The following is a 23,177-nucleotide window of genomic DNA, read 5'->3' as shown; positions in this document are numbered from 1 at the left end:
CCGCCGGCGGCGCTGGGCCAGGCCTGGCTGGTGGAGGAGGCGCGCTCCAGCGTCAGGCTGGCGGCGCGACTGCCGGCCGCGTTGACCGAGGACACGCTGCCGCCGCAGCCGCTGCATCTGAGCATAGGCGGCTGCACCGTGGTGGGCGAGTTGACCGGCTTGCGGCCGGAGGGCCAGCTCAGCTTCGTCGTCGGCAAGATCAATGCGGCCCAGCGCGTGGCGCTGTGGCTCAGCCACCTGCTGCTGTGCGCGGCGCGGCCGGCGGGCGTGGCCTGCCGTACCGCCTGCTATGACGACGCCGGCGGCTTGCAACTGGAAGACGAGCCGGGCGCGCTGGCCTTGCTGGAGCCGTGGCTGGCGCGCTGGCGCCAGGGCCAGGATCAGCCGCTGCCCTGGTTCGGCCGTACCGGCTGGGCCTATGCCGAGGCGCTGGCGGCGGAGCCGGAGCGGCGCGACAAGGCGATGCTGAAAGCGCTGGAAAAATGGGAGCCGGGCTTTGTCCGCGAGGGCAGCGTCGCGCAGAAGGACGAGGCGGCGATCGCGCTGGCCTTTCGCAATCAAGCGCCGCTGCAAGACCCGCTGTTCGCGCAATTGGCCGAAACCCTGCTGCTGCCGCTGGCGGAACGGCTGCTCGACGCCGACGGCTAGCCGCGGCAGGACTTCTTGGCGTTCTCCATGCGCTGGTCCAAGGCCTTGTCTATGGCCTTGCCGCGCGGGCCGTGTTGTTCGCCGCGGCTCATCTCGGCCATCATGCCGTCGTAATCGGCTTGCGGCACCTGATCCCAGTATTTCTTGCTGACGCAGCCGCAATACGCCGGCTGCTTGCTCTTGTCCTTGGGCGCGTAAGGGTCCATTCCTTTTTGCGACATCATGCCGGCCTTTGCACGCAGGCTTGGGTGTTGGCTGCCAGCATCTGGCTGGGCACATTGGCGGCGACGGCGCCGCCGCACAAGGCGGCCAGCAGCGCGCCGATCAGGCGGTTTTGCATGGGGAATCCTTTGTCGAAATGAGGGTGCGGCTGAACGAAAGGGATGAATGCATGTTTTTGTGCGCGCCACTATGCCATGAGGAAGCGGACGCAGGCAATGAGAGCGCGCTACTCCGGAAACGGCGCGTCGAAGTGCCGCTGGTAGAGTTCGGCGATGGTGCCGTCCTGCTTCATGCCGCGCAGCGCCTGCTCGAAAGCCGTTACCACTGATGCCGGCACGCCGGCCTTGCTGAAGGCGAAATAGGCTTCGCCGACGCGCCAGACCGGCGGCAGCGGCAGGATGGCGGGTTCGCCGGGCTGGGCGAGCAGGGCGGCTCGCATCGCCGCGGAATTGGCCAGCAGCAGGTCGATGCGCTTGGCGCGCAGTTTCTGAATATTCGTGCTCAGCGTGGGAGCCTGATCCAGCGTCACCGTGGCCGGCGGATGTTGCAGCCAGGCGTCGAGCTCGCCGCCGAAGCTGTCGCCGCGATTGATGCCCAGCGTGAGCGCGCCGAGCTTGGCCAGGTCCTCGGGTCGGTGTACCGGCCAGCGCGCCTGTTGTTCGCGCAGCGCCCACAGCCGTACCGTGGCCGGGTTGTAGGCCGGAACGAATAGCGCGTATCGCTCGCGTTCCGGTGTCTTCAGCGCTCCCATCGCCACATCGACCAGGCCGGTTCTCAAGCGCAGCAAGGTGCGCGGCCATGGCATTTGCTGATAGTGCAGTTGGCAGCCGGCGCGGCGCGCGGCTTCGTTCAGCACCGCCACCGAATACCCCTCCAGTTGCTGGCGCGCGGACAGGTAATGATAGGGAGGCCAGTTGTCCCAGCCGACGCTGAGCGCTCGGGCGCAAGGCTCGGCGGCCAAGGCGGGCGTGGCGAAGCAGAGCGCGGCGCCGCAGGCCAGGAGCCGGAGGGCGCGGGCAAGTGCTGGAGGCAAGCTGCGCATGAAGGACTCCCGGGTCGCGATGCTTCACTATAGGCGGGCAGGAGCTCGCCCCGGGCGGCTTCAGCGTTTGAACAGGCCGGGCAGATAGCCGACGACCAGCGGCGTTTTCTCATAACTGGCGCCGCTGCCGCGCTGACCGGCGACGACGGCGCCGGCGGCGTCGACCGACAGGCCGTACTTGGGATTGGGGTTGCACATATTGTCGTCGCCGCGGCTGTCCAGCACGCTGCGCTGCTTGGCGATGCAATGGCGCAGCAATTGCGGTCGCCAGAGCCGGGTGCTGCGCTGAGCGGCGGCGATATAGGCGGCGCGGTCCAGCGCGCCGCTGCGATATTGTTGCGCCAGCAGGCCGTAATCGTCGGCCAGGGCCGACAGCACCTTGAGCTGTTCGCCCAGCGCTTGCAGCTCGGCCGCGTTGAGGTCTTCCTTGCGCGCCATGCACAGGCCGCGCCCGAGGGCACTCTTGCCGGGTTTCCACGGCGAGCACTCCAGCAAGCGGGTCTGCTCGATCTGCCAGGTGTGGATCTCTCCTTTGTCATTCAGCGGCACCCAATCCAGCATATCGGCTTTGAGCTGTGCTAATTCGGCGTCCAGATAGGCGGCGCTCAATTTCTTGGGGTCGGGTTGGACGGGGGCGGTCTGGCAGGCGCTGAGCAAGATGCTGCCCAACAAGGCGGCGAACAGGGTGCGGGTCAATGGCATGGATGCAATCCGGTGGGTCATAGAGAATGAGCGCGATTATGCCATCGAGGATGCGGGAGTCTGAAACGGGATGAAGACGCCGGGCGGCGCGGCAATGAAAAAAGGCCAGCGTATGCTGACCTTTTTTCATATTGGTGGCGAATCAGGGACTCGAACCCCGGACCTGCGGATTATGATTCCGTCGCTCTAACCGACTGAGCTAATTCGCCGTGAAGACTTGTCGAAAACAATTCTTCGCAAACTGTGGTGGCGAATCAGGGACTCGAACCCCGGACCTGCGGATTATGATTCCGTCGCTCTAACCGACTGAGCTAATTCGCCACGTTTTTCGATGCACGAGTGCACCGAGACGCGAAATATACGCAGCCGAAAGCCGGCTGTCAACAAGATTCTCGCGGTGCTTAGCTTACAAGGTATAGCAGCGATCGCCGCGCAGGAAACCGCTCCAGTCTATGCTGACGTTTTTGCCAAAGCCTATGGCCTTGAACAACTCGCCCATTTCCGACGGCGACAGCAGCTTCTGCACCGCGGCGGCGTGCGGCAGATAGCCGGCGGCATCCGCCGGGTCCAGTTGTTCCAGCAATTGAGTGATGCCGGCGTTGATCAGGAACTGGGCCTGGGTGGTGTAGCCGATCAAGTCCAGGCCGGCGTCTATGCCGGCCTGGGCCATCGCGCTGAAATCGACGTGGCAGGTCAGGTCCATCAGGCCGGGCAGGAAGAAGGGATCGTCCACGGTGTGGTGGCGGTAATGACCGATCAGCGTGCCCATATGGCGCTGCGGGTGATAGTACTCGGCGGCGGGGAAGCCGTAGTCCAGCAGCAGGATGGCGCCGCGCTCCAGCTTTTGCGCCAGGGTATGAAGGAAGCCGATATTGGCCGGGCTGATTTCGGAAACATAGTCGTCGTGCTGCGGCTGGATGGCCCGGGCCAGTTGCAGCAGCTGCGGATCCTGGATGGGACGGTCTTCCCAGACGAAGCGCTCGCCGTCCAGTGCCACGCCGCGCTGTTGCGCCTCGGGGCTCCAGCGGATCAGCTCGCAGGGCATGGCGTCCAGCACTTCATTGCCGATGATCACGCCGTCCAGCCGCTCCGGCAGCTGGCTCAGCCACTGCACGCGATCGGCCAGCTGCGGCAGCGCCTGGCGGATATTGTGTTGCTGGCGCTCGATCAGGTCCGGCGACAGATCGACGATGCAATAGCGTTCCGGCAGCGCGTCCAGCGCTTGCAATTCGCCGAGGATGTCGATCGCCAGCTTGCCGGTGCCGGCGCCGAATTCATAGATCACATTGGCGGTTTGCGGCAGCAGCTCCGCCAACTGGCGCGCCAGCGCGCGGCCGAACAGCGCGCTCATTTCCGGCGCGGTGGTGAAGTCGCCGGCCGCGCCCAGCTTGTGGCTGCCGGCGGCGTAGTAGCCGAGGCCGGGCGCGTACAGCGCCAGTTCCATGTAGCGGGAAAACGGAATCCAGCCGCCTTGTTGGCGGATTTCCGCCTGGATGGCGTGGACTAGGCTTTGGCTGGTGGCCAGCGCGTCGGCGCTGGCGGCGGGTAAGGTGGTCATGGCGGTCATCCTGCTACAATGTGCCGCGATTGTGGTGGAAACTGGCGGACAGGAGAAGAGGGTGGGCCTATTTTACCGTTTGATGGCGGCTGGCGCGGGCGGCTTGCTGGTCGTCCAGGCTTTGGCGGCGCCGCCGCAGTGGGCGGTGTCGAAACCGTTTCCGGACAATCCTTTGCAAGTGGCCGGCCTGGACGGCGAGGCGACGGTGGGGCGCAGCCGTTTCCCGGCGCGGCTGGAGCTGGCCTGCCGGGCGGACAGTCCGCCCTTGCGGCTGTCGCTGCATCTGTCCGATCAACTGGGCGGTTGGGACGTGCGCCCGTTCGAGGGGCCGGGTGGCCTGGGCGAGCGTCGCAAGCTCAAGCTGAACATGACGGGCTTGCGCCGCGGCGTGGACAGCCATTTCGCCGGCTGGTACGAGGCGAGCGGCCGCTTCGTGTTCGAGTGGTCGTCGCGGGGCGAATTCTTCGCCTGGCAGTCCGCCACGCACAAGGAACTGCTGGTGACGATAGACGGCGCCAGCCGCAAGCACGGCAAGCTGGTGGCGCGTTTCGCCTTGCCGCCGTCCAACCAGGCGGCCTTGGCGGTGGCCCAGCCGTGCATGGGCAAGAAATAGAGATTGCGGCTGGCGTCATCGCGGCGCAACGCGTGTGTGGGAGCCTGCGGCGGCGGGCGGAGAGTCAGAGGAGCGGAAATGGTGGAGCGGGAGATAAGCGGCGAGCAGCGAGTGGTATTGATCAGCGGCGCGGCGCGGCGGGTAGGCGCGGGCATCGCCCGCCATTTGCACGCGCGCGGGGTCCGGCTGGTGCTGCATTATCGCGGTTCGCGCGCGGCGGCGGAGGCCTTGGCGGCGGAGTTGAACGCGGCGCGGCCGGATTCGGCGCGGCTGGTGCAGGCGGATTTGCTGGACACGGCGGCCTTGCCGGCACTGGCGGCGCAGGCGGTGGCGGCTTTCGGCCGGCTGGACGGCCTGGTCAACAACGCGTCCAGCTTCTTTCCCACCGAGCTGGGCAGCATAGACGAGGCGGCCTGGCATGATTTGATGGGCAGCAATCTGAAGGCGCCGCTATTCCTGGCGCAGGCGCTGGCGCCGGAATTGAGCCGGCGGCGCGGCGCCATCGTCGGCATTTCCGACATCCACGTGGATAGGCCGATGGCGCGCCATGTGGTGTACAACCTGGCCAAGGCCGGCCACGCGCAGCTGATCCGCAGCCTGGCGATAGAGCTGGCGCCGGCGGTGCGCGTCAACGGCGTGGCGCCGGGCGTGAACCTGTGGCCGGAAGACGAACTCTCCTTCGACGCCGCGGCGCGGGAGGCGATAGAGGCCAGCATTCCCTTGCGCCGCGCCGGGGTGCCGGAGGACATCGCCCAGGCGGTGGCTTTCCTGCTGCTGGACGCCGGCTATGTGACCGGCCAGATTCTGGCGGTGGACGGCGGCCGCAGCGTGGTGCTGTAGACACGGAAGGGGCGGCTGCGAGCGGCTCTTGTTCGCCGGCGTGGATTTCGTCGCGGAAAAAAAGTAAAATCGCCTGTTTTTCAATTTCTTAGCCGTACTCCATGTCCGAAGCAAGCAGCGTCCTCGACGACAAGGCCAAAAAGGCCGTGTTTGAAGGCAATAAACTGGCCAAGCGCCTGCGCCACCATGTGGGTGACGCCATCAATGACTTCAATATGATAGAAGAGGGCGACCGCGTGATGGTCTGCCTGTCCGGCGGCAAGGACAGCTATACCTTGCTGGACATCCTGCGCGGCCTGCAGAAGTCCGCGCCTATCGATTTCTCCATCGTGGCGGTCAATCTGGACCAGAAGCAGCCGGGCTTTCCCGAGCATGTGTTGCCGGAATACCTGGATTCCATCGGCGTGGAGTACCGCATCGTCGAGGAAGACACCTATTCCATCGTCAAGCGGCTGGTGCCGGAAGGCAAGACCACTTGCAGTCTGTGTTCGCGGCTGCGTCGCGGCATTCTTTATCGCGTGGCCGATGAGCTGGGCGCGACCAAGATCGCGCTGGGCCACCACCGCGACGATATCCTGCACACCCTGTTCCTGAATATGTTCTACGGCGGCAAGCTGAAATCGATGCCGCCCAAGCTGGTGTCCGACGACGGCCGTCACATGGTGATCCGCCCGCTGGCCTATTGCCGCGAGAAGGACATCGAACGCTACGCCGCGCTGCGCGAATTCCCCATCATCCCGTGCAATCTGTGCGGCTCGCAGCCCAATCTGCAGCGTCAGGTGGTCAAGGAAATGGTCAACGACTGGGACCGCCGCTTCCCCGGCCGGCTGGAGAGCATGTTCCGCGCCTTGCAGAACGTGGTGCCGTCCCACCTGGCCGATACCGGGCTGTTCGATTTCGCCGGTCTGAAGACCGGCGACGCGCCGTTCGAGGGCGGCGACACCGCTTTCGACAAGGAAGAATTCCGCGATCCGCCGCCGCCGCAGGACGACGAGGCCGAGGCGGCGCCGAAGAAGCGCACCATCAGCATTCTGGATTCGCGCAAGCCGGTGGACGAGGGGTCGGGCTGTGGCGCGTAGGGCCTTGCATCCGTTCCGCCGCCGCGTGCGTGCCGCGGTGGAGGAAATGCCGGAGGTGGAGATCTCGGAAGAGGGCAATATCCGTTCGCTGCATCTGGGCTCGGAAACGATACAGAGCTCGATGGACCTGGATGAGCCGGCCGATCTGGTGCTCAGCTATAGTCGGGCGATGATGGGCTTTCTGCTGTGGAACGACGCGCCGCAGCACATCCTGCAGATCGGCCTGGGCGGCGGCTCCTTCGCCCGTTTCATCGATGAATACCTGCCGGACGCGGTCAGCGTCGCGGTGGACATCAATCCGCAGGTGATCGCGGTGGCGCGCGCCTTTTTCCAGCTGCCGGAGGAGGGCGATTTCTTCGAGATCGTCGAAGCCGACGGCGCCGATTACGTGAAGATCTTCCGTGGCTCCACCGACGCCATCCTGGTGGATGGTTTCGACGGCCTGCAGATCGTCGACGCGCTGACCACCGAGGATTTCTTCGAGGACTGCAAGCGCGCGCTCAGCCCCAAGGGGGTGTTCGTCACCAACTGGTGGAGCGGGGACAAACGCTATCAGTCCTTCATCGAGCGTTTGTTGAACGTGTTCGAGGGCCGGGTGCTGGAACTGCCGGCGGCCAGTCACGGCAATGTGGCGGTGATGGCTTTCCGTCAGAGCCCGACGCTGACGCAGTGGGAGGCCTTGAAGAAACGCGCCGATGAGCTGGAGGGCCGCTTTGGCCTGGAATTCGTTGATTTCGTCAGCCGTTTGAAAATGACCAACCAGCACACGGCGGGGCATTTACTGGTCTGAAGCGGCGCGTCAACGTACATTTGCTTACCCAATGACGCGCGGGAAGAGGCGTATAATGCCGGCATTGTGGCCATGCCGGCTTGAGGCGGATGGCGCGCTGCGCGAAACGAGTCCGGATAAGCGGATTCTGAGGCAGATCAGTACGGACAGAAACGGAAGGCGGCAAGCTGGCTTGCCGTTGCATGAACTTTATGGCGGTGGACCGGACAGTTTAGGACAGGCGCGGCGCGGGCGGTTTCGCTTCCGCGCCGCTTGTCGTCAATGTCGGGTCCGCCGCTATCGTATTTACATACTGTTGGGACTTACACCGTGATCAAGCAGCAATTGCTCAATCGGATTGCAGACAAATCCGCCGTCATCGGCATCGTTGGCCTGGGCTATGTCGGCCTGCCGCTGATGCTGCGCTTCGCCGAAGTCGGTTACAAAGTGCTGGGCTTCGACATCGACCAGGGCAAGGTGGACACCTTGATGGCCGGTCAAAGCTATATCGAGCATATCTCCGCCGACAGCATCGCCACCGCGCTGGAGCGCGGCTTCGAGGCCACCACCGACTTCAGCCGCGTGCCGGAAGCCGATACCCTGATCCTGTGCGTGCCGACGCCGCTGAACAAATACCGCGAGCCGGACCTGTCCTTCGTGCTGGACACCATGGACAGCCTGGTGCCCTATCTGCGCGAAGGCCAGCTGGTGTCGCTGGAATCCACCACTTATCCGGGCACCACCGACGAAGAGTTGCTGCCGCGCATGGAATCGCGCGGCCTGAAGGTGGGCGACAATGCCTTCCTGGTGTTCTCGCCGGAGCGCGAGGACCCGGGTAATCCCAACTTCACCACCCGCACCATTCCCAAGGTCTGCGGCGGCGTGACCCCGGCCTGCCAGGAAATCGGCGTGGCGCTGTATAGCGCGGTGATCGACAAGGTGGTGCCGGTGTCCTCCACCCGCGCCGCGGAAATGACCAAGCTTTTGGAAAACATCCACCGCGCGGTGAATATCGGCCTGGTCAACGAGATGAAGATCGTCGCCGACAAGATGGGCATCGACATCCATGAAGTGATCCGCGCCGCGGCGACCAAGCCTTTCGGCTTCGTGCCCTACTATCCGGGCCCGGGCCTGGGCGGCCACTGCATTCCGATCGACCCGTTCTACCTGACCTGGAAAGCGCGTGAATACGGCGTCAACACCCGTTTCATCGAACTGGCCGGCGAAGTGAACAGCAATATGCCGGACTACGTGGTGTCCAAAGTGGCGGCCGCGTTGAACCAGCGCAAGAAGGCGATCAACGGCAGCCGCGTGCTGGTGCTGGGCATCGCTTACAAGAAGAACGTGGACGATATGCGCGAAAGCCCGTCGGTGTTCCTGATGGAGAAGCTGCGCGATCTGGGCGCGGAAGTGGCTTACAGCGATCCGCACGTGCCGGTGTTCCCCAAGATGCGCGAGCATCGTTTCGAGCTGTCCAGCGTGGCGCTGAGCAATGAAGCCATCTCCGGCTACGACTGCGTGTTGCTGGCCACCGACCACGACAAGTTCGACTATGCGCAGATCAAGGCGCATGCGCAGCTGGTGGTGGACAGCCGCGGCAAGTATCTGGAACCGGCCGCCAACATCGTCAAGGCCTGATCCATGTGGCGACGCTATCCGCGTTTGGGCGCGGCCCTGGCCTGGCTGGGGCTGGCCGCGCTGCTGGCCGGCGTCGTCGCGTTGCCGTTGCTGCGCTATTCCAAGAACTGGCTGCCGGTGGACGCGCCGCTGGCCAAGGCGGACTGGATCGTGGTGCTGGGCGGCGAGAGCGGCCAGCGCGTGATCGGCGCCGCCGAACTGTATCATCGCGGCGTGGCGCCGCGGGTCTTCGTCAGCGGCGAGGGCGATTGCAAGCTGATCGTCAACCGGTTGGTGATGGCCGGCGTGCCGGCGCCGCGCATCGCTTATGAATGCGTGTCGCGCAATACCTTCCAGAACGCCGAGCAGACCCGGGTCTCGCTGCAGGCGTTCCAACCCAAGCGGGCGCTGCTGGTGACCTCCTGGTACCATTCCGCGCGCGCCTTGACCACTTTCCGCCAGGTGTGGCCGGAAGTGGACTGGGGCATGCATTTCGTCTATCCCGGCAATGATCTGTACCATACGCTGGCCGTCAACGAAGCCGGCGCGGTGCTGTCCGAATATGTGAAGACACTGGTGTATTCAGTGCGTTACTGGACTTTCAAATGATAGTTACCCCTCCGATTACCGATCGCAAGATCCGCTTTGCGCTGGTGGGCTGCGGCCGCATCGCCAACAATCATTTCGGCGCGCTGGAGCAGCATGCCGAGCGCGCTGAACTGGTGGACGTCTGCGACATCGACCCGGCCGCCTTGCAAGCCGCGGTGGAGCGCACCGGCGCGCGCGGCCATGCCAGTCTGATCGACATGCTGGCGCAGACCGACGCCGACATCGTGATCCTGACCTCCCCATCCGGCTTGCACCCGAGTCAGAGCATCGCCTGCTCGGAAGCCGGTTTCCATGTGATGACGGAAAAGCCGATGGCCACGCGCTGGGAAGACGGCCTGGAGATGGTGAAGGCCGCCGATCGCGCCAACAAGCATCTGTTCGTGGTCAAGCAAAACCGTCGCAACGCCACCTTGCAGCTCTTGAAGCGGGCGATGCAGGAGAAGCGCTTCGGTCGCGTCTACATGGTCAACGTCAATGTGTTCTGGACCCGGCCGCAGGAGTATTACGACGCGGCCGGCTGGCGCGGCACCTGGGAGTTCGACGGCGGCGCCTTCATGAACCAGGCCAGCCACTATGTCGATCTGCTGGACTGGCTGATCGGCCCGGTGGAAAGCGTGCAAGCCTACACCGCCACCTTGGCGCGCAATATCGAGGTGGAGGACACCGGCACGGTCAGCGTCAAATGGCGCAGCGGCGCGCTGGGCAGCATGAACGTCACCATGCTGACCTATCCGAAGAACCTGGAAGGCAGCATCACCATCCTGGGCGAGAAGGGCTCGGTGCGCGTCGGCGGCATGGCGGTCAACGAGATCCAGCACTGGGAATTTTCCGAGCCGCACGCGATGGACGAAGACATCAAGCAAGCCAGCTACGCGACCACCAGCGTTTACGGCTTCGGCCATCCCTTGTACTACGACAATGTGATCAAGACCATGCGCGGCGAAGCCACGCCGGAGACCGATGGTCGCGAAGGGCTGAAGTCGCTGGAGCTGCTGATCGCGATGTATCTGTCCGCGCGCGATGGCCGCCGCGTCAGCTTGCCACTGGATTATTGAGTCATTTTTAGCCACGGAAGCACACGGAAAAACACGGAAAACGCAGTTTCTGCATAGCTAAAACACGGAAGGGAAGCGTGCAATGTCGCCTCTAATCGATGAGGGTCTGACGTATCGTATCCAGGGCTGTGTTTTTGAGGTTTTCCGCCAGCTGGGCCACGGCTACCTGGAAAAAGTGTATGAAAATGCTTTGTTGCAGGAGTTGAATAGCGCGGGCTTGGCTACCCGGGCGCAGGTTCCGCTCTTGGTGCGTTATAAAGGGCAGGTGGTTGGGGAGTACTGTGTTGATTTGTTGGTTGAGGGACGTGTTTTGCTGGAGTTGAAAGCGCAGGAAAAACTGGCAGCCATTCATGAGGCCCAATTGTTGAACTACATGAGGACTAGCGGGTTGAGGCTGGGCCTGTTGATTAATTTTTGGCACCCCAAGGCCGAGGTCAGACGCTTTGTCTTGTAGTTGATTTATTCCGTGTCTTTCCGTGTGCTTCCGTGGCTAAATAAAGGTTTTGAAAAGATGCATCCTATCATCCACCCCAGCGCCATCGTCGACGAAGGCGCAGAGATCGGCGAGAACACCCGCGTCTGGCACTGGGTCCATATTTGCGGCGGCGCGCAGATCGGCGCCGGCTGTTCCTTCGGCCAGAACGTGTTCGTCGGCAACGACGTGCTGATCGGCGACAACGTCAAGGTGCAGAACAATGTGTCCATCTACGACGCGGTGACGCTGGAGGACGATGTGTTCTGCGGCCCGTCCATGGTGTTCACCAATGTCAACAATCCGCGCAGCCATGTCGCGCGCAAGAATGAGTACCGCCGCACCTTGGTGAAGCAGGGCGCGTCCATCGGCGCCAACGCCACCGTGGTGTGCGGCCACACCATAGGCGAGTACGCGTTCATCGGCGCCGGCGCGGTGGTGACCCGCGATGTGCCGGCTTATGCGCTGATGGTGGGCACGCCGGCCAAGCGCATCGGCTGGATGTGTTCCTGCGGCGAACGGCTGGCCAACGACATCGGCACCCATAGCTGTCCGGCCTGCGCCAAGCATTACGAGGTGGGCGGCAATCATTGCTCGCCGCTCAAGCACGACTGACAAGCATCCCTGATGCGGCCTTGCCCCAGGGCGCTTCTCAGTCGTTCTGCGTGTCGCCCTATAGGCGATATCTTTCAAAAATTGATTTGGGGTTGATCCTCTTATGTCCATCCAGTTCATTGATCTGAAAGCGCAATACCAGCATCTGAAAGCCGATATCGACGCCCGCATCCACGCGGTGCTGGACCACGGCCAGTACATCATGGGGCCGGAAGTGAAGGAGGTGGAGCAGGGGCTGGCGGAATACACCGGCGCCAAGCACGCCATCGGCGTCTGCGACGGCACCAAGGCGTTGTTGATCGCGATGATGGCTCTGGACATCGGCCCCGGCGACGAGGTGATCACCACCCCGTTCACCTTCATCGCCACCGGCGAGATGATCGCCTTGCTGGGCGCCAAGCCGGTGTTCGTCGACATCGATCCCATCAGCTACAACCTGGATCCGGCGCTGCTGGAAGCGGCGATCACGCCGCGCACCCGCGCCATCATGCCGGTGAGCCTGTACGGCCAGTGCGCCGACTTCGACGCCATCAACGCCATCGCAGCCAAGCACGGCATCGCGGTGATCGAGGACGGCGCGCAGAGCTTTGGCGCCGGCCAGCGCGGCAAGAAGTCCGGCAATCTGTCCACCATAGGCTGCACCAGCTTCTTCCCGAGCAAGCCCCTGGGCTGCTACGGCGACGGCGGTGCCTGCTTCACCAATGACGACGCGCTGGCCAAGAAAATGCGCGAGATCCGCGTGCATGGCCAGGACCGCCGCTATCACCACCCCATCATCGGCCTCAACGGCCGCTTGGATACCATACAGGCCGCTGTGCTGCTGGCCAAACTGCCGAGCTTCGCCGACGAAGTGGCGGCGCGCGAGCGCATAGGCGCGCGCTACAGCGCGCTGCTGCGCGAGGTGGCGCGGGTGCCGGTGATCGCCGAGGGCAATAGCCATGTCTACGCGCAGTACACCATCGAGGTGGACGATCGCGAGGCGGTACAGGCCAAGCTGAAGGAACTGGGCGTGCCCACCGCGGTGCATTACCCGATTCCGCTGCATCTGCAGCCGGCCTTCGCCCACCTGAACCTGCCCGAGGGCAGCTTCCCGCTGTCCGAGGCCGCCGGCCGCCGGGTGATGAGCCTGCCGATGCACCCGTTCCTGGACGAGGCGACGCAAGACGCCATCGTCGCCGCGGTCAAGCAGGCGCTGGCCTGAGCGCATGAGCGTGTTGTTGTCCCGCCTGCCCAAGAGCGGCTTCATCCGCCACATCATCACCCTGATCACCGGGGCGGCGGTGGCGCAGGTGATTCCGCTGCTGGTGTCGCCCTTGATCACCCGCCTGTACAACCCGCACGAGGTGGGAGTGCAGGCGGTCTACGTCTCCTGGATGTCGGCGCTGGCGGTGCTGGCCACCGCCCGTTACGAGATGGCCATCGTGCTGCCGGCCGAGGAGAAGCGGGCCAGCAATCTGATGGGCCTGTCCATCGCCTGCGCGCTGCTCTTGTCCTTGCTGGTGGGCGTGGTGGTGGCCTTCGACGGCCATGCCCATATCGCCCGCCATCTGGGTGCGCCGGAACTGGAGCCGTGGCTGCTGTTGCTGCCCTTGTCCATCGCCTTGGCCGGCTTGATGCAGGCCTGGACCAACTGGAACAACCGCCACCGTCGCTACCAGGCCAATGCCAACGGCCGCATGCTGCAGTCGCTGAGCATGGCCGCCACCCAGGTCGGCTTGGGCTGGGCCGGGGCCGGCGCCGCCGGTCTGATCCTGGGCCAGCTCGCCGGCCAGTTCGGCTCTTTGCTGGCGCAGACCTGGCAGGATCTCAAGGCCCGCTTCGCCTGGCGTCACGAACTCAGTCGCGCCGGCATGCGCGAGGTGGCGCGCGCCTATATCGAGTTTCCCAAGATCAACGCGCCGCACGCCTTGAGCACCGCCTTGCTGGATTCGGCGACGCTGGTGGCGCTGACCATGCTGGCCGGCACCGCCTCGGTGGGCTTTTACGGCCTGATGATGCGGGTGTTGAAGCTGCCGGCGGCCTTGATCGGTCAGGCGGTGGCGCAAGTGGCCTACCGCGAGCTGGCCGACGCCCGCAATCAGCGCCTGCCGCTGCGCCCGATTCTGCGCAAGATGATGCTGACCCTGGGCGGCATGGCCTTGCTGCCCTTCCTGGTGATACAGCTGGCCGGCGAGCCGCTGTTCTCGCTGGTGTTCGGCCATAACTGGGCCACCGCCGGCCGCTACGCGGAGGCGATGTCGCTCTACATCCTGTTCCACTTCGTCGCCTCGCCGCTGGGCATGGTGCCGCCGGTGATCAACCGTCAGCGGCAGGCTTTCCTGTGGTCCTTGCTGCAAGCCATGCTGTTTCTGGGTACGATGTGGGCCGGTTTCGCGCTATGGAACGACGCGGTGGCCACCTTCCAACTGGTGTCGGTGGTGATGGCCGCTTACTTCCTGGCTTATTTCTCTTGGCTTTACAAGGCAGCCCGATGAATTGGCACGCTCTATTCAGCCGCATCCGCTTCCGCCTGTCGGCGTGGGTGCAGCCCAGAATGGTGTATGGATTCACCCGCGGCGACGGGGTGTTCCTCAAACGCACCCGGGTGTCCAACATGACCCGCATCGAACATGTGAACAAGCTGATGGTGGACGACAACGTCTACATCGGTCATTTCAATCTGATCGACGCCTCCGGCGGCCTGTATATCGGCGAAGGCTGTCAGATCACCAATTACGTTTCTCTGTTGACCCACTCCAGCCATGTGGCCATCCGCCTGTACGGCGACCGCTACCTGGAAAGCAACAATCACGTCGGCTATCTGAAAAAGCCCACCAAGCTGGGCCGCTACAGCTTCGTCGGTCCGCACTCGGTGCTGATGCCGGGCGTGGAGCTGGGCAAGGGCAGCATGGTGTCGGCTTACAGCTATGTGCCGGCCGGCAGCTATCCCGATTTCGCCATCCTGTCCGGCAACCCGGCGCGGGTGGTGGGCGATACCCGCGAACTGGACGCCAAGTGGCTGGACGAGCATCCGGAGCTGCTGCCCTTGTACGAGGCCTGGGCGCATGGCTGAGCCGCTGAGAGACAAGATCGCCAGCATCGCGGTGATAGGCTCGGCCTCGGTGCATACCTGGCGCTTCCTGCGCGGCATCGCGCCGCATGTGGAGCAAGTGTACCTGGCCTGCAACGGCGAAGCGCCGGCCGATGTGGCCGCGCTGCTGGCCGGCAGCCTGCGCGTGGATTTCCGCTTGGCGGCGCTGGGCACGGTGGCGCGGCTGCGCGCCTGGCTGCGCGAAACGCGGCCGCAGTTGCTGCATATCCACCAGGCCAATAGCGTGGCCTGGCATGGCAGCCGCGCCGCGGCCAGCCTGGACCTGCCCACGGTGCTGACCGCCTGGGGCTCCGACGTGCTGCTGCTGCCGGAGCGCAACCGGCTGATGCGGGCGATGGTGCGCGCCAATCTGGGCGCCGCCGACGCGATCACCTCGGATTCGCTGCACATGGCGGCGAAAATCCGCGAGCTGGCCGGCGAGGGCTGCCGCATCCGCCTGCTCAATTACGGCATAGACGCGTTGCCGGCGTCCGCGGCCAGCGCCGGCAAGGGCCGCACGGTGTTGTCCTGCCGGCTGCACAAGCCGCTCTACCGCATCGACGCCATTCTGCGCGCCTGGCAGCGAGTGGAGCGCAGCGGCCGTTTTGGCGATTGGCGTTTGAGCGTGGCCGCCAGCGGCAGCGAAACCGAGGCGCTGAAACGCCTGGCCGCCGAGCTGGGATTGAGCCGCGTGGATTTCGCCGGCTTTGTCGACAGCGCGACCTTGGGGCGGATGTACGCCGAATCCCGGGTCTTCGTCAGCGTGCCGCGTTCGGACGCCACCAGCATCAGCCTGCTGGAGGCGATGGGCCATGGCTGCCTGCCCTTATTGTCCAATCTGCCGGCCAACGGCGAATGGGTGATAGACGGCCTCAACGGGGTGATCGCCGAGGATGTCGGACGCTTGGGCGAGGAACTGCTGCGCGCGATGGAACTGGCCGGCGACGACGCGCGGCTGGACGAAGTCGCCGCGCTCAATCGCCGGCTGGTGGCGGACAAGGGCCTGCACCAGGCGAATATGGCCGGCTTCGCCCAGTTGTACCGGGAATTGCTAAACCCGGATCATTAGGACACTTTGCCGCGGACTCGCGACGCTTGAACGATGTCGTCGCGTGGAGCCGGTGGCGGTTAAACAGAGCTTCAAATATGAAAATTGCCCATCTCACTTCCGCCCATCCGCGCCACGACATCCGCATCTTCGTCAAGGAGTGCGCGAGCCTGGCCGCCGCTGGGCATGAGGTGACGCTGATCGTGGCCGACGGCCAGGGCGAAGAGATTAACCGCGGCGTGCGCTTCCACGACGTCGGCCCGAAAACCGGCGGCCGGCTGGCGCGGATGACCGGCACCGTCAAGCGCGTGTACCAGGCGGCGCTGAAGCTGCGCCCGGACGTGGTCCACTTCCACGACCCGGAACTGATCCCCGCCGCGCTGCGCTTGAAGCAGGCCGGCATCAAGGTGGTGTACGACGTGCACGAGGATGTGCCGCGCCAGATCCTGGCCAAGCACTGGATACCTGGCGCGGTGCGCCCTCTGGTGTCCAGCGGCTTCGAGACGCTGGAAGACTGGGCGGCGCGCCGCTTCGACGCGGTGGTGACCTCGACGCCGCACATCCGCAAGCGTTTCGAGAAGCTGGGCGCGCGTGCCTTGGACGTGTGCAATTTCCCCATCCTGGAAGAGCTGGTGCGCGACACGCCGTGGGAGCAGCGGCGCAACGAGCTGTGCTATATCGGCGGCATCTCGCGCATACGCGGCATCGAACCCATCGTCGAGGCCTTGCCGGACACCGCGACGCGGCTGAACCTGGCCGGGCCGTGGAGCGAGAGCGATCTGAAGGCCCGCGTGTCGGCGCGGCCGGGCTGGGCGCGGGTCAACGATCTGGGCGTGCTGGACCGCAAGGGCGTGGCCGAGGTGTTGGCCAAGAGCAAGATCGGCCTGGTGACCTTGTTTCCGACGCCGAACTACGTCGACGCCTTGCCGATCAAGTTGTTCGAATACATGGCCGCCGGCATGCCGGTGATCGCGTCGGATTTTCCGGTGTGGCGCGAGATCGTGGACGACGCCGGCTGCGGCCTGCTGGTGGACCCGCAGGACCCGGCCGCCATCGCCGCCGCCGTCAACGAATTGATGGCCGACGAGCCGCGCATGCGTGCGCTGGGCGAGTCCGGCAAGCAGGCGGTATTGAACAAATACAGTTGGGCGGCCGAGGCCGACAAGTTGGTCAAGCTGTACGCGACCTTGTAAATCATGAAAATTCTCTACATCAACCACTATGCCGGCAGCCCCCGGCACGGCATGGAATTCCGTCCCTATTACTTGGCGCGGGAATGGGCGCAGGCCGGCCACGAAGTCAATATGCTGGCCGCCGATGTCTCCCATCTGCGCCAGACCCATCCGCAAGTGGATGGCAAATACCGCGACGAAGACATAGACGGCATCCGCTACACCTGGTGCAAGACCCGCCCTTACGAGGGCAACGGGCTTGGCCGCGTGCTCAATATCTTCAGTTTCCTGGCCCGGGTGATGGGGCTGTCCGGCCGCTACCTGACGCAGTGGAAGCCGGACCTGGTGATCGCCTCCTCCACCTATCCGCTGGATACCGTGCCGGCGGCGTGGATTGCCGCCAAGACCGGCGCGCGGCTGGTGTACGAGGTGCATGATCTGTGGCCGCTGACCCCGGTGGAGGTGGGCGGCATGTCGCCCAAGCATCCCTTCATTCGGCTGCTGCAATGGGCCGAGGATTTCGGCTACCGCAAGGCCGACACCGTGGTGTCCATGCTGCCCTGCGCCAAGGACTATATGGTGGCGCACGGCATGGATCCGGCCAAGTACGCGGTGATCCCCAACGGCGTCGATGTCGCAGAATGGCGCGGCGAGGCCGAGGCCCTGCCGGCCGAACACCGGATGCGGTTGGCGGAGCTGAAAGCGCGGGGGCGTTTCCTGATCGGCTACGCCGGCGGCCACGGCCTGGCCAATGCGCTGGATTACCTGCTGGAGGCGGCGGCGCTGATGCGAGACGCTGCGGTGACTTTCGTCCTGGTTGGCGACGGCCCGGACAAGGAGGCTTTGGCGGCGCGCGCGGCCGAGCTGGGGCTGGACAATGTGATGTTCCTGCCATCCATCGCCAAACGCAGCGTGCCGGCCTTCCTGGCCGAGTGCGACGCGTTGTACATAGGCTGGCGCAAGCTGCCGATCTATCGCTTTGGCATCAACCCCAATAAACTGTTCGACTACCTGATGGCCGCCAAGCCGGTGATTCATTCGGTGGAGGCCGGAAACGATATGGTGCACGACGCCGGCGCCGGCATCAGCGTGGGCGCCGAGGACCCGGTGGCCATCGCGGAGGCGGCGCGACGAATGGCGGCGACGTCGGCCGTGGAGCGCGCGCGCATGGGCGCGGCGGGTCAGGCCTATGTGTTGGAGCATCATGATTACGCGGTGCTGGCGCGGCGGTTTTTGCAGGCGGTGCTTGCTCGCGAGTAAATGATCTGCGCTTTTCATCGCTGGGTGCGTGAAGGCCGTCTGCCGTTGGACTGGGCAGAGGGTGAAATAGACGGTGTGTTTGGGGAATGAGCATTGTGCGTGGGCAAGCCTTTGGCCTTGCCCATCCTACGAGGTTTGCAAGATCGTACGGACAAGTCTGAACATGTCCGCGCGCTTAACTGAATAGCGGAAGAATGATATGAGCGAAACAAAATTCCTGCCCTTCGCCCTGCCGGACATCGGCGAGGACGAAATCAACGAAGTGGTCGACGCGCTGCGCTCCGGCTGGGTCACCACCGGCCCCAAGACCAAGCAGTTCGAATCCGACTTCGCGCAATTCATCGGCGACGGCGTCGAGGCGATCGCGGTCAACTCGGCGACGGCCGGCCTGCACCTGGCGCTGGAAGCGATAGGCATCGGCCCCGGCGACGAGGTCATCGTGCCCAGCTACACCTTCACCGCCACTGCCGAAGTGGTGCGCTACCTGGGCGCGGATCCGGTGTGCGTGGATGTGGACGCGGCCACCTTCAATATCCGCCCGGACGCGATCCGCGCGGCGATCACTGCCAAGACCAAGGCGATCATGCCGGTGCATTTCGCCGGCCTAGCCTGCGAGATGGACGAGATCATCGCCATCGCCCGCGAGCACGGCTTGAAGGTCGTCGAAGACGCCGCCCACTCTCTGCCCACTTATTACAAGGGCAAGCTGGTGGGCACGCTGGACTCCGATGTCACCGTGTTCAGCTTCTACGCCAACAAGACCATGACCACCGGCGAGGGCGGCATGGTGGTGTCCAAGAACAAGGACATCATTGCGCGCTGCAAGGTGATGCGTCTGCACGGCATCAGCCGCGACGCCTTCGACCGCTATGTGTCCAAGACCCCGGCCTGGTTCTACGAAGTCGTTGCTCCGGGCTTCAAATACAATATGCCGGACACCGCCGCGGCGATGGGCATTCACCAATTGAAGAAGATCCGCCGCTTCCAGGAACTGCGCGAGACGATGGCGCAGCGTTTTGACCGCGAACTGGCTGATCTGCCGCTGATTCTGCCGGCGCGTCCCAAGGATGCGGGCAGCAATCACGCCTGGCATCTGTACCCGGTGCGCATCAAGCCCGAGGCCGGCATCAGCCGCGACGACTTCATCGCCCGGATGGCGGAAAAAGGCATCGGTTGCTCGGTGCACTTCATTCCGCTGCATCGCCAGCCGGTGTGGCGCGACGGCTACCAACTGACGCGCGAGCAATTCCCGGTGGCCGATGCGGCGTTTGAAGCCGAGGTGACGCTGCCGCTGTATACCCGGATGACGGACGCGGACCAGAGCCGTGTGATCGCCGCGGTGCGCGAGATTCTGGGCGCATGAGCGAGCGGTTGGAAAAAAAGGGTGGCGAGCTGCTGCCACCCTGCTGCCGGCCTAGCCGCCACGGCTCGCGGCTGCTGAAGCGCGGCTTCGACATCGCCGCCGCCGGCCTCGGCCTGGCGATGCTGGCCTTGCCGTTATTGGCGGTGGCGCTGTGGGTGAAGCTGGATTCCCCTGGCCCGGTGTTTTTCCGCCAGGTGCGGGTGGGGCGCAATGGTACGCTGTTCCGCATCCACAAATTCCGCACCATGCAAGTGGACACCGAGCGCCATGGCCAGTTGACCGTGGGCGCCGACGCGCGCGTCACCGGCGCCGGCCGCTTGCTGCGCAAGACCAAGCTGGACGAGCTGCCGCAGCTGATCGATGTGTTGTGCGGCGATATGAGCCTGGTCGGCCCGCGGCCCGAGGTGCCCAAGTACGTCGCCCACTACCCGGATGAAGTCCGCGACATCGTATTGTCGGTGCGCCCCGGCATCACCGACTGGGCGTCGATCAAGATGATAGACGAGAACGAAATCCTGGGCCGGGCCGAGGATCCGGAGCGCGCCTACATTGAGCAGGTGCTGCCGGCAAAGCTGGCGTACTACGTGCGCTACGCCGAAAGCCACAGTCTGTTCGAGGATGTGCGCATCATCGTCGCCACGCTGGCGCGGATCGTCAGCCGATGACGATTTCCATCCGCTTGGCCGGAGCCGCCGACGCTGACGCTCTGGCGGACATTTATCTGGCCTGCCGCCGCGAGATGAGCTACGCGCCGCTGGCGCATGCCGATGCTGCGGTGCATGCCTGGTTCGCCGGCGCGCTGCTGCCGTCCGGCCGCGCATGGCTGGCGGAGCAGAATGGCGAGATCGCCGGCTTCGCCGCCACGTCGCTGCAAGACGACGCGTTATGGCTGGACCAGCTTTATGTCGGCGTCGGGCATCGCGGCGGCGGAGTCGGCCGGGCCTTGCTGGAGCAAGTGCTGGCGCCGCCGGCGCCGGCCTGCCGGCTATTCGTGTTCCAGGCCAATCAGCGCGCGCGCCGTTTCTACGAGGCGCACGGCTTTGCGCTGCTGAGCCTGGGCGATGGCCAAGACAATGAGGAATGTTGTCCGGATGCGCTGTATCAACGGCCGCCGGACGCGAAAGAATGACCATGTTTGAAAAATTGCTGGCCTTCTCCCGCCACAACAAGATGGCGATGCTGGCGCTGATGGACGCGCTGCTGCTGCCGCTGGCCCTGTGGAGCGCGGTTTTCCTGCGCCTCGGCGGCTACTGGGACCCCAAGCTCAATCCGCATCTGTGGATCTTCATCGTGCCGCCGTTGTGGGCGATTCCCATCTTCATCAAGCTGGGCCTGTACCGCGCGGTGCTCAAATACCTGGACGACAAGATCATCGTGACGGTGTTTTCCGGCGTGAGCTTGTCGGTGCTGGTATTGCAGGCGGTGATACAGATGGCGCACATCTGGGCGATGCCGCGCACCTCGGTGATCATCTTCTGGGTGTTCGCCATGGCCTATATCGGCGGCAGCCGCTTCCTGTTGCGCGGCCTGGTGCGGCGCATCGACGCGGTGGACGCGCCGCGCGAGCACGTGATCATCTACGGCGCCGGCCGCGCCGGCGTGCAATTGATGCTGGCGCTGCAAGCCGGCCGCGAATACCGGCCGATGGCCTTCATCGACGACAATCCCGAGCTGCACCGCCGCACCTACCGCGGCGTGGCGGTGCATCCGCCGCGCGAGCTGCCGCAGTTGGTCAAGGACCTGGAGGCCAAGAGCATTTTGCTGGCCATGCCTTCGGTCAGTCGCAGCCGCCAGCGCGAGATATTGGAAGCGCTGGAACTGCTGCGGGTGCCGATCAAGCGGCTGCCCGGCATGGCGGATCTGGTGTCCGGCGAGGCGCGGGTGGAGGAACTGAAAGAGGTCGAAATCGAGGACCTGCTGGGCCGTGACCCGGTGCCGCCCAAGCCCGAGCTGCTGGCGCGCAATATCCGCGGCAAGGTGGTGATGGTGACCGGCGCCGGCGGTTCCATAGGTTCGGAACTGGTGCGCCAGATCGCCAAGAACCAGCCGGCGCGCATCGTGTTGTTCGAGCAGTCGGAATACGCCTTGTACGCGATAGATCAGGAGCTGGCCCGCGGCGCCGCCGCCGGGCTGCCGCGCACGCCGATACTGGGTTCGGTCACCGACTACCAGCGGCTGCTTCAGGTGATGCGCGCGTTCAAGGTGGACACCGTCTACCACGCCGCCGCCTACAAGCATGTGCCCATGGTGGAGCACAATCCGGTGTCCGGCATCGTCAACAATGTGTTCGGCACCGACACCACCGCGCGCGCGGCCGAGGATTGCGGCGTCGATACCTTCGTGCTGATCTCCACCGACAAGGCGGTGCGCCCCACCAATGTGATGGGCGCCACCAAGCGCATGGCGGAACTGACGCTGCAGACCCGCCACGCGCGCGGCAGCGCCACCCGTTTCGTGATGGTCCGCTTCGGCAATGTGCTGGGCAGCTCCGGCTCGGTGGTGCCGCTGTTCCGCGCGCAGATCAAGGCGGGCGGGCCGATCACGCTGACCCATGCCGATATCACCCGCTACTTCATGACCATCCCCGAAGCGGCGCAGCTGGTGATCCAGGCCGGCGCGATGGGCGATGGTGGCGATGTGTTCGTGCTGGACATGGGCCAGCCGGTGCGCATCATCGACCTGGCGCGGCGCATGGTGCATTTGTCCGGACTGGAGTTGAAGGACGCGGCCCGGCCCGGCGGCGACATCGAGATCCGCATCACCGGTCTGCGGCCTGGGGAAAAGCTGTACGAGGAGTTGCTGATCGGCGACAACGTGTTGGCCACCGATCACGAACGCATCATGCGCGCCCAGGAGTACTGCCTGTCGGAGACGGAGATGCGTGATCTGCTGGCAAACATGGACGAGGCTTGCCGGCGGTTGGACGCGCCGGCGGCGTTTGCCTTGTTGCAACAGGCGGTGCGCGAGTTTCGCGCCGCCGACGCCACTCAGGACTGGGTGGTGCTGCAGAACTGAGGCCGGCTCACCAGTTGCAGCCGTCTTCGCGCGCGCTTTGCACCGCCAGCACCGGGATCGCCAACAGGCCCAGCCCGGCATAGCGGGTTTTGCAGTCAGGCTTTTCGGCCCGCTCAATCGAGCGGGCCATTTTCGTTTTGGCGGGATCGGCCGGCAGCGGCGCGGCCTTTTGTTCCGGCGCGGCGGCGGCTTGTTCGCGCACCTGCCGGCGCAGGCCGTCCAGCGTCAGCACCGGCCTTGTCGTGTCGTCCGCTGGCGGAGGTACAAGGGGTGCGCCGGATGGCGCGGTTTGCGGCTGGACCCGAGGCGCGCGCGTGGCGGGCGCCGCTTGGATGGCGGGACGCGCGCTTGCCGGCTTGGCTTCCGTTGGGCGCGGCGCGGCTTGTCGCCGGGCCGGCGGAGCGGACT

The 23,177-nt window shown here is 64.8% G+C and carries 24 protein-coding genes, 2 tRNA genes and 1 pseudogene; 20 read left to right on the top strand and 7 right to left on the bottom strand.

Going from position 1 to position 23,177, the window contains the following annotated elements:
- Positions 1 to 648: pseudogene (locus LQT98_RS18790) on the top strand (exodeoxyribonuclease V subunit gamma); the annotation flags it as partial.
- Here the strand turns inward: LQT98_RS18790 and LQT98_RS18785 are convergent.
- The 6 genes from LQT98_RS18785 to LQT98_RS18760 form a co-directional block, all read right to left on the bottom strand.
- Entirely contained in the window at positions 645 to 869 is a 225-nt protein-coding gene (locus LQT98_RS18785; protein ID WP_156183746.1) for a hypothetical protein, read from the bottom strand. The pseudogene LQT98_RS18790 and the gene LQT98_RS18785 overlap by 4 nt on opposite strands.
- Before the next feature lie 227 nt (positions 870 to 1,096).
- A complete protein-coding gene (locus LQT98_RS18780; RefSeq protein ID WP_231464262.1) occupies positions 1,097 to 1,912 on the bottom strand; it encodes a substrate-binding periplasmic protein in 816 nt (271 codons plus the stop codon).
- Positions 1,913 to 1,972: 60 nt separating this feature from the next.
- Positions 1,973 to 2,614, bottom strand: coding sequence for a hypothetical protein (locus tag LQT98_RS18775; RefSeq protein WP_231464260.1), 642 nt, complete (start codon positions 2,612 to 2,614; stop codon positions 1,973 to 1,975).
- A 132-nt stretch (positions 2,615 to 2,746) separates the two neighbouring features.
- Positions 2,747 to 2,823, bottom strand: a tRNA-Met gene (locus LQT98_RS18770).
- A gap of 35 nt (positions 2,824 to 2,858) precedes the next feature.
- Positions 2,859 to 2,935, bottom strand: a tRNA-Met gene (locus LQT98_RS18765).
- Positions 2,936 to 3,020: 85 nt separating this feature from the next.
- On the bottom strand, positions 3,021 to 4,172 hold the full coding sequence (locus tag LQT98_RS18760) for a class I SAM-dependent methyltransferase (protein ID WP_231464258.1): 1,152 nt from the start codon (positions 4,170 to 4,172) through the stop codon (positions 3,021 to 3,023).
- A gap of 61 nt (positions 4,173 to 4,233) precedes the next feature.
- On the opposite strand from LQT98_RS18760, the gene LQT98_RS18755 reads away from it, so the two are divergent.
- The 19 genes from LQT98_RS18755 to LQT98_RS18665 all read left to right on the top strand — a co-directional run bounded on the left by LQT98_RS18755 (position 4,234) and on the right by LQT98_RS18665 (position 22,769).
- Positions 4,234 to 4,785 carry a hypothetical protein gene (locus tag LQT98_RS18755; RefSeq protein WP_231464256.1) on the top strand — a complete coding sequence of 184 codons (552 nt, stop codon included), beginning with the start codon at positions 4,234 to 4,236 and terminating at the stop codon, positions 4,783 to 4,785.
- 78 nt (positions 4,786 to 4,863) lie between these two features.
- Positions 4,864 to 5,625 (top strand): pteridine reductase, encoded by a 762-nt coding sequence (locus tag LQT98_RS18750; RefSeq protein WP_231464254.1) that lies wholly within the window; start codon positions 4,864 to 4,866, stop codon positions 5,623 to 5,625.
- A gap of 101 nt (positions 5,626 to 5,726) precedes the next feature.
- Positions 5,727 to 6,704, top strand: a complete 978-nt coding sequence (gene ttcA / locus LQT98_RS18745) for a tRNA 2-thiocytidine(32) synthetase TtcA (protein ID WP_231464252.1) — start codon at positions 5,727 to 5,729, stop codon at positions 6,702 to 6,704.
- A gap of 46 nt (positions 6,705 to 6,750) precedes the next feature.
- Positions 6,751 to 7,494, top strand: coding sequence for a polyamine aminopropyltransferase (locus tag LQT98_RS18740; protein ID WP_048408704.1), 744 nt, complete (start codon positions 6,751 to 6,753; stop codon positions 7,492 to 7,494).
- A gap of 312 nt (positions 7,495 to 7,806) precedes the next feature.
- Positions 7,807 to 9,111 (top strand): nucleotide sugar dehydrogenase, encoded by a 1,305-nt coding sequence (locus LQT98_RS18735; RefSeq protein ID WP_231464268.1) that lies wholly within the window; start codon positions 7,807 to 7,809, stop codon positions 9,109 to 9,111.
- A 3-nt stretch (positions 9,112 to 9,114) separates the two neighbouring features.
- A complete protein-coding gene (locus LQT98_RS18730) occupies positions 9,115 to 9,699 on the top strand; it encodes a YdcF family protein (protein ID WP_231464250.1) in 585 nt (194 codons plus the stop codon).
- A complete protein-coding gene (locus LQT98_RS18725) occupies positions 9,696 to 10,754 on the top strand; it encodes a Gfo/Idh/MocA family protein (RefSeq protein WP_269326081.1) in 1,059 nt (352 codons plus the stop codon). Before LQT98_RS18730 ends, LQT98_RS18725 begins: the two co-directional genes overlap by 4 nt.
- An 82-nt stretch (positions 10,755 to 10,836) precedes the next feature.
- A complete protein-coding gene (locus LQT98_RS18720; RefSeq protein WP_231464248.1) occupies positions 10,837 to 11,208 on the top strand; it encodes a GxxExxY protein in 372 nt (123 codons plus the stop codon).
- 57 nt (positions 11,209 to 11,265) lie between these two features.
- A complete protein-coding gene (locus LQT98_RS18715) occupies positions 11,266 to 11,841 on the top strand; it encodes an acyltransferase (RefSeq protein ID WP_231464246.1) in 576 nt (191 codons plus the stop codon).
- Positions 11,842 to 11,944: 103 nt separating this feature from the next.
- Positions 11,945 to 13,042, top strand: coding sequence for a DegT/DnrJ/EryC1/StrS family aminotransferase (locus LQT98_RS18710; RefSeq protein WP_048408660.1), 1,098 nt, complete (start codon positions 11,945 to 11,947; stop codon positions 13,040 to 13,042).
- Positions 13,043 to 13,046: 4 nt separating this feature from the next.
- Positions 13,047 to 14,315: a lipopolysaccharide biosynthesis protein gene (locus tag LQT98_RS18705; RefSeq protein WP_048408661.1), complete on the top strand. Its 1,269-nt coding sequence runs from the start codon at positions 13,047 to 13,049 to the stop codon at positions 14,313 to 14,315.
- Positions 14,312 to 14,893, top strand: coding sequence for an acyltransferase (locus LQT98_RS18700; RefSeq protein ID WP_048408662.1), 582 nt, complete (start codon positions 14,312 to 14,314; stop codon positions 14,891 to 14,893). The genes LQT98_RS18705 and LQT98_RS18700 overlap by 4 nt, the downstream gene beginning before the upstream one ends.
- Positions 14,886 to 15,980 carry a glycosyltransferase family 4 protein gene (locus LQT98_RS18695; RefSeq protein WP_231464243.1) on the top strand — a complete coding sequence of 365 codons (1,095 nt, stop codon included), beginning with the start codon at positions 14,886 to 14,888 and terminating at the stop codon, positions 15,978 to 15,980. Before LQT98_RS18700 ends, LQT98_RS18695 begins: the two co-directional genes overlap by 8 nt.
- Before the next feature lie 77 nt (positions 15,981 to 16,057).
- On the top strand, positions 16,058 to 17,152 hold the full coding sequence (locus tag LQT98_RS18690; RefSeq protein ID WP_231464241.1) for a glycosyltransferase family 4 protein: 1,095 nt from the start codon (positions 16,058 to 16,060) through the stop codon (positions 17,150 to 17,152).
- A gap of 3 nt (positions 17,153 to 17,155) precedes the next feature.
- Positions 17,156 to 18,391 carry a glycosyltransferase family 4 protein gene (locus tag LQT98_RS18685; protein ID WP_231464239.1) on the top strand — a complete coding sequence of 412 codons (1,236 nt, stop codon included), beginning with the start codon at positions 17,156 to 17,158 and terminating at the stop codon, positions 18,389 to 18,391.
- A gap of 199 nt (positions 18,392 to 18,590) precedes the next feature.
- Entirely contained in the window at positions 18,591 to 19,754 is a 1,164-nt protein-coding gene (locus LQT98_RS18680; RefSeq protein WP_231464237.1) for a DegT/DnrJ/EryC1/StrS family aminotransferase, read from the top strand.
- A complete protein-coding gene (locus LQT98_RS18675; protein WP_269326080.1) occupies positions 19,751 to 20,419 on the top strand; it encodes a sugar transferase in 669 nt (222 codons plus the stop codon). The genes LQT98_RS18680 and LQT98_RS18675 overlap by 4 nt, the downstream gene beginning before the upstream one ends.
- Positions 20,416 to 20,883, top strand: coding sequence for a GNAT family N-acetyltransferase (locus LQT98_RS18670; protein WP_231464235.1), 468 nt, complete (start codon positions 20,416 to 20,418; stop codon positions 20,881 to 20,883). The genes LQT98_RS18675 and LQT98_RS18670 overlap by 4 nt, the downstream gene beginning before the upstream one ends.
- Before the next feature lie 2 nt (positions 20,884 to 20,885).
- Positions 20,886 to 22,769, top strand: coding sequence for a polysaccharide biosynthesis protein (locus LQT98_RS18665; protein WP_231464233.1), 1,884 nt, complete (start codon positions 20,886 to 20,888; stop codon positions 22,767 to 22,769).
- A gap of 7 nt (positions 22,770 to 22,776) precedes the next feature.
- On the opposite strand, the gene LQT98_RS18660 is transcribed toward LQT98_RS18665, so the two are convergent.
- On the bottom strand, positions 22,777 to 23,001 hold the full coding sequence (locus LQT98_RS18660; protein WP_231464231.1) for a hypothetical protein: 225 nt from the start codon (positions 22,999 to 23,001) through the stop codon (positions 22,777 to 22,779).
- Positions 23,002 to 23,177 lie beyond the last annotated feature (176 nt).

It is taken from the genome of Chromobacterium aquaticum (assembly GCF_021129195.1).
In the GTDB taxonomy this organism is placed as follows: domain Bacteria; phylum Pseudomonadota; class Gammaproteobacteria; order Burkholderiales; family Chromobacteriaceae; genus Chromobacterium; species Chromobacterium aquaticum.
This window is presented reverse-complemented; position numbering and strand designations above follow the sequence as displayed.